6 protein-coding genes are annotated in these 5,362 nt (G+C 34.7%); all 6 read left to right on the top strand.

The window, feature by feature from the left end:
- A partial coding sequence (locus P8M54_RS00005) for a DUF933 domain-containing protein (protein WP_300283621.1) occupies positions 1-311 on the top strand: 311 nt, incomplete at its 5' end.
- 313 nt (positions 312-624) lie between these two features.
- Positions 625-1,149 (top strand): NAD(P)H-dependent oxidoreductase, encoded by a 525-nt coding sequence (locus tag P8M54_RS00010; protein ID WP_300283623.1) that lies wholly within the window; start codon positions 625-627, stop codon positions 1,147-1,149.
- 125 nt (positions 1,150-1,274) lie between these two features.
- Positions 1,275-3,137, top strand: coding sequence for a DNA topoisomerase IV subunit B (locus P8M54_RS00015; protein WP_300283625.1), 1,863 nt, complete (start codon positions 1,275-1,277; stop codon positions 3,135-3,137).
- Between the two features lie 122 nt (positions 3,138-3,259).
- A complete protein-coding gene (locus tag P8M54_RS00020) occupies positions 3,260-3,670 on the top strand; it encodes a nucleotidyltransferase substrate binding protein (RefSeq protein WP_300283627.1) in 411 nt (136 codons plus the stop codon).
- Positions 3,670-3,984 (top strand): nucleotidyltransferase domain-containing protein, encoded by a 315-nt coding sequence (locus P8M54_RS00025; protein ID WP_300283629.1) that lies wholly within the window; start codon positions 3,670-3,672, stop codon positions 3,982-3,984. The genes P8M54_RS00020 and P8M54_RS00025 overlap by 1 nt, the downstream gene beginning before the upstream one ends.
- 149 nt (positions 3,985-4,133) lie before the next feature.
- A complete protein-coding gene (locus tag P8M54_RS00030) occupies positions 4,134-5,201 on the top strand; it encodes a PDDEXK nuclease domain-containing protein (RefSeq protein WP_300283631.1) in 1,068 nt (355 codons plus the stop codon).
- Positions 5,202-5,362 lie beyond the last annotated feature (161 nt).

Here is a 5,362-nt window from a genome sequence, read left to right on the forward strand (position 1 = left end):
CAATGTATTCTTTTCCTTCTGGGTTAATTCGTGCAGCTTACAAATTATTAAAGCAACAAACGTATTTTACCGCAGGTGTAAAAGAGTTTCGTGCTTGGACCATCAATATTGGATCTACTGCACCACAAGCAGCTGGAGTTATCCACACTGATTTCGAGAAAGGCTTTATCCGTGCTGAGGTAATTTCATACGAAGACTACGTAGCTTACGGGTCAGAAGCGAAAGCGAAAGAAGCTGGTAAATTTAAAGTAGAAGGAAAAGAATACATTGTAAAAGATGGTGATGTAATGCACTTCCGTTTTAACGTGTAGTTCGATATAAATTAAGACATACAATAAAGGAAACCTGTAAAAGTTAATTTTGCAGGTTTTTTTGTGTTTACTAATGACCAAGCTCTGCCAACTTTATGTAAGGACCTAATCCTGCTTTCCACTACAAGATTTTTCCATCTTCCCTTTTTTTCTAAGTCAAAAAAGGAGCTTCTTCTAGTCGCTCTTTTTTGCCAAGAAAAAAGAGGGAATCTGTTCAAAATGCTTTTCGTTTCAATCAGGGGTAAAAAAGTAAAATACAACTTGATTTTTTATGTTTTATATTTTTTTGTACCTTTAAAATAAAAATAATTCTATGAAAATTATAGCCTTTGGCGCAAGCACCAGCAACAATTCAATTAATAAAAAATTAGCAACCTATGCAGCATCGCTTTTTGAAACTGCTACTGTCGAAGTTTTAGATTTAAACAAGTATACTATGCCTCTTTTTGACGTAGATCTTGAGATGACAATTGGCGAGCATGAGGTGGCGCAGGCTTTTTTAGATAAGATTAAAGAGGCTGATCTTCTGGTAGTTTCTATGTCGGAGCACAATGGGAATTACACTGCGGCTTTCAAAAACATATTCGATTGGAGTACGCGAATCAATGCCAAAGTCTTTCAGGATAAACCCATGCTTTTGATGGCTACATCTCCCGGTGCTAGAGGAGGAAGCTCTGTTTTAGAGATTGCTAAAAATGCTTTTCCGCGCTATGGTGCAGTAATCAAAGCTACTTTTTCACTACCCAGCTTCAATGAAAATTTTGATATCGAGAGGGGACAAATTTCCAATACCCAATTGGATAATGATTTAAGAGGAATCGTTAGCTTGCAGTTTTAGCGTCCTGTTTTTCCTTAAATAGCTTTTAATTAAGGTTGTCAATATCATTCTTAATAACTTTGGTTGTTGCTGCTTTTAAAATATATCGAGATATGCTATATTAGCACGAAATCCACAAAAATCAAATGTCAGATCAAAATCAATATACCGAAGATAATATTCGGTCACTCGACTGGAAAGAGCACATTCGCATGCGCCCTGGTATGTATATCGGGAAACTAGGTGATGGTTCTTCTCCTGATGATGGTATTTATATTTTACTTAAAGAGGTGCTCGATAACTGTATCGATGAGTTTGTCATGGGTGCAGGTAAAACGATAGAAGTTTCCATAAAAGACAAAACCGTTGCAGTACGCGATTACGGTCGTGGTATACCGTTAGGAAAAGTGGTCGATGTGGTTTCTAAAATGAACACAGGAGGTAAATACGATTCCTTAGCCTTCAAGAAATCAGTAGGTTTAAATGGTGTTGGTACTAAGGCGGTGAATGCTTTGTCTAATTATTTTAGAGTAGAGTCGGTTCGTGAAGACAAACAAAAAGCGGCAGAGTTCTCAGCAGGAAATCTAGTACTCGAAGAGGATATTATTGATACAACCAAGCGTAAAGGAACTAAGGTTACTTTTACTCCTGATGAAGCCATCTTTAAAAATTACAAGTTCAGAAATGAGTATGTAATCAAAATGCTTAAAAACTATTGTTATCTAAACACGGGATTAACAATTATATACAACGGTGAGAAGTATTTTTCAGAAAATGGATTAAAAGATTTATTAGATGAAAATATTGCAATCGAGGACATGGTGTATCCTATCATTCATTTAAAAGGGGATGATATTGAAATAGCCATGACACATAGTAAGTCGCAATATAGCGAAGAATACCATTCCTTCGTAAATGGTCAAAATACGACTCAAGGTGGTACGCATTTAGTAGCATTTAGAGAAGCAGTTGTAAAAACGATTCGGGAATTTTACAATAAAAACTTTGAGCCTTCGGATATTCGTAAATCGATTGTTAGTGCTGTTAGTATCAAGGTGATGGAACCTGTTTTTGAGTCACAGACGAAAACCAAATTAGGTTCTACTGATATAGGTTCAGAAGCTGGAATGCCCTCAGTACGTACGTTTGTTAATGATTTTGTGAAAACAAAATTAGACAACTACCTGCATAAAAATCCTGAAACAGCTGATTTGCTATTGCGTAAAATTCTGCAAGCGGAGCGTGAGCGTAAGGAGCTTTCAGGTATTCGAAAATTAGCCAAAGACCGAGCTAAGAAGTCGAGCTTACACAATAAGAAATTAAGAGATTGTCGTGTGCATTTGGGTGATATCAAAAATCCAAGATATTTAGAAAGCACTTTGTTTATTACCGAGGGAGATTCGGCTTCGGGCTCGATTACTAAATCGCGTGATGTGAATACACAAGCGGTTTTTAGTTTGCGTGGTAAGCCTTTGAATTCTTACGGAATGACAAAGAAAATTGTGTATGAAAACGAAGAATTCAACTTGTTGCAAGCGGCTTTGGATATCGAAGACGACATGGAGAACTTGCGGTACAACAACATCGTAATCGCAACCGATGCCGATGTCGATGGGATGCACATTCGATTATTATTGATAACGTTCTTTTTGCAATTTTTTCCTGAATTGATAAAGGATGGCCATTTATACATTTTACAAACACCATTGTTTCGCGTTCGAAATAAAAAAGAGACCATTTACTGTTATTCTGACGAAGAAAAACGAAATGCAATTGAAAAGCTAAAACCAAAGCCCGAGATTACCCGATTTAAGGGATTGGGAGAGATTTCGCCAGATGAGTTTCAGTTTTTTATTGGCGAAGACATTCGGTTGGAACCTGTAATGTTAGATAAGGCTACTTCTATTGAGAAATTATTGGAGTTTTACATGGGGAAAAATACACCAGACCGCCAAGAATTTATCATCAGAAACTTGAAAGTCGAGTTGGATGTAGCTGAGAAAGAATAAAATAAAAATAAAATAGCATGCTAAGTAAAAAACAAATAATATATGTGATTGCTGCCTTTTTTGGAGGTTTTACGGTTGCTTATTTTGTTATTAAATATTTGAAATCGTAGTTAGTTTGTAACATGGAAAATCAAGATATTCGTTGGAAACAAAGATTTGAACATTTCAGAAATGCCTTTAGACAATTAAAAAATGCTAAGGTGATTCAAAAGGAAAGAGCTTTCTCTGAATTGGAATTACAGGGCGTTATTCAGGCTTTTGAGGTTTCACAAGAATTGTCCTGGAAGGTGATGAAAGATTTTCTGGAGGAGCAAGGAAAAACGGATTTGTTTGGTAGTAAGAACGCTGTAAAAGAAGCTTTTAATGTGGGGATTATTTCTGATGGTGCAATTTGGTTAGATATGATTAAAAGTCGAAACTTAACTTCACATATCTATGACGAAAATGAAATTTTAAAAATACTAGAAGTTATATTAAATGATTATATAGCTGTTTTTACAGATTTTGAGAATAAAATGAAAACTCTTTTGTAATGTTCGGATTGTATCCCCAAAGCTATAAAGAAATTATAGAAATCATTGAGAATTGCTTGTCGATTGATGAGGTAATTGTTTATGGGTCACGTGCCAAAGGAAATTATAGAGAAGGTTCAGATATTGATATTACCATTTTGGGCGAACCTGAAAAAGTGGATGTTAGCAAATTATGGCACGATTTAGATGATAGTTATATTCCTTATAAATTTGATATATCAGTTTATAATGAATTACAATCGGATAGTTTAAAAGAACACATAAATAGGGTAGGTCAAGTTTTTTATAAAAGAAAAACAAAAACTCTGAAGTGATTTAAATAATTTCAAAAGAGTAGTTATAAACTAAATAGAGAATGGTAAGTAGGAAATTATTTGCGTTACGTGGTCACTTCTATAGTTTGAGTATTTACAGTTGGTTTTTTTAAATATAATAGAATTTTAATTAATATGCGGTTTTTCTAATGTCAGATAGTATTCAAAACAAGGTTTTATTCCAGCAAGTTGTTGAACTTTTACAAAACGCCCGACAACAGGTTTTGCGTACGGTAAATTCAACAATGGTGTATACCTATTTTGAAATTGGCCGAATGATTGTTGAGGAAGAGCAAGATGGAAAAGATAGAGCTGAATACGGAAAACAACTGTTAAAAGGACTTTCTATGCAATTAAGTATGGAGTTCGGTAGAGGTTTTTCTGTTAGAAATTTAGAGCAGATAAAAAGATTTTATTTTGTTTATGCAAAATCGCAGACACTGTCTGCGATTTCTGAAAATTCAAATTCCGTATCACTGTCTCGGAATTTTGCTGAAGACAAGCAAGTACTTACTTCATTCTTTAAATTAACTTGGTCACATTACACATTTTTAATGCGCATTGATGATGAAAACGAAAGAAGTTTTTACGAAATCGAAACTGCTAAAAATAATTGGAGTGTTCGAGAATTAAAACGACAATATGATACTGCATTGTACACACGATTGTCTTTAAGTAGAGACAAGGAGGGAATATTGAAGCTTGCTCAACAAGGTCAAATTATTGAGAAGCCAAAAGACATCATAAAAGATCCTTATATTCTTGAATTTTTAGGTTTACCTGAATTGCACCAGTATTCTGAATCTGATTTAGAAGGTGAAATTATCAATAAGCTAGAAAGTTTTCTTTTGGAGCTAGGTCACGGCTTTACTTTCGTAGCGCGTCAAGACCGAATTACATTTGATGATAAGCATTTTAGGATTGATTTGGTATTTTATAATCGTGTATTGCGATGCTTCGTATTGATTGATTTAAAAATAGGCGAATTAAAACACCAAGATTTAGGTCAGATGCAGATGTACGTCAACTACTATGATCGAAATAAACGTTTAGAAGATGAGAATAAAACCATCGGAATTGTGCTTTGTCAGAACAAAAGCGATTTGGTAGTAGAATATACGCTACCTGAAAATAACGAACAGATATTTGCGAGTAAATACAAAACCGTATTGCCAAGCAAAGAAGATTTAATAAAATTAATTTCGGAATCAAAATAAATGAAAGACGAAGAAGAAGACGATAACATTCCTAACTCAGACGACGAAAATAGTGCTGAACAGCAAGCTTCACCCGAAAGTCAAGAGGAGGAAATTATAAAAGTAGACGCCAAGAATTTTGAAGGTGGTCACTTTTATGACAATACTAATGATGAAGCAGA

It is taken from the genome of Flavobacterium sp. (assembly GCF_029242675.1).
Lineage (GTDB): Bacteria > Bacteroidota > Bacteroidia > Flavobacteriales > Flavobacteriaceae > Flavobacterium.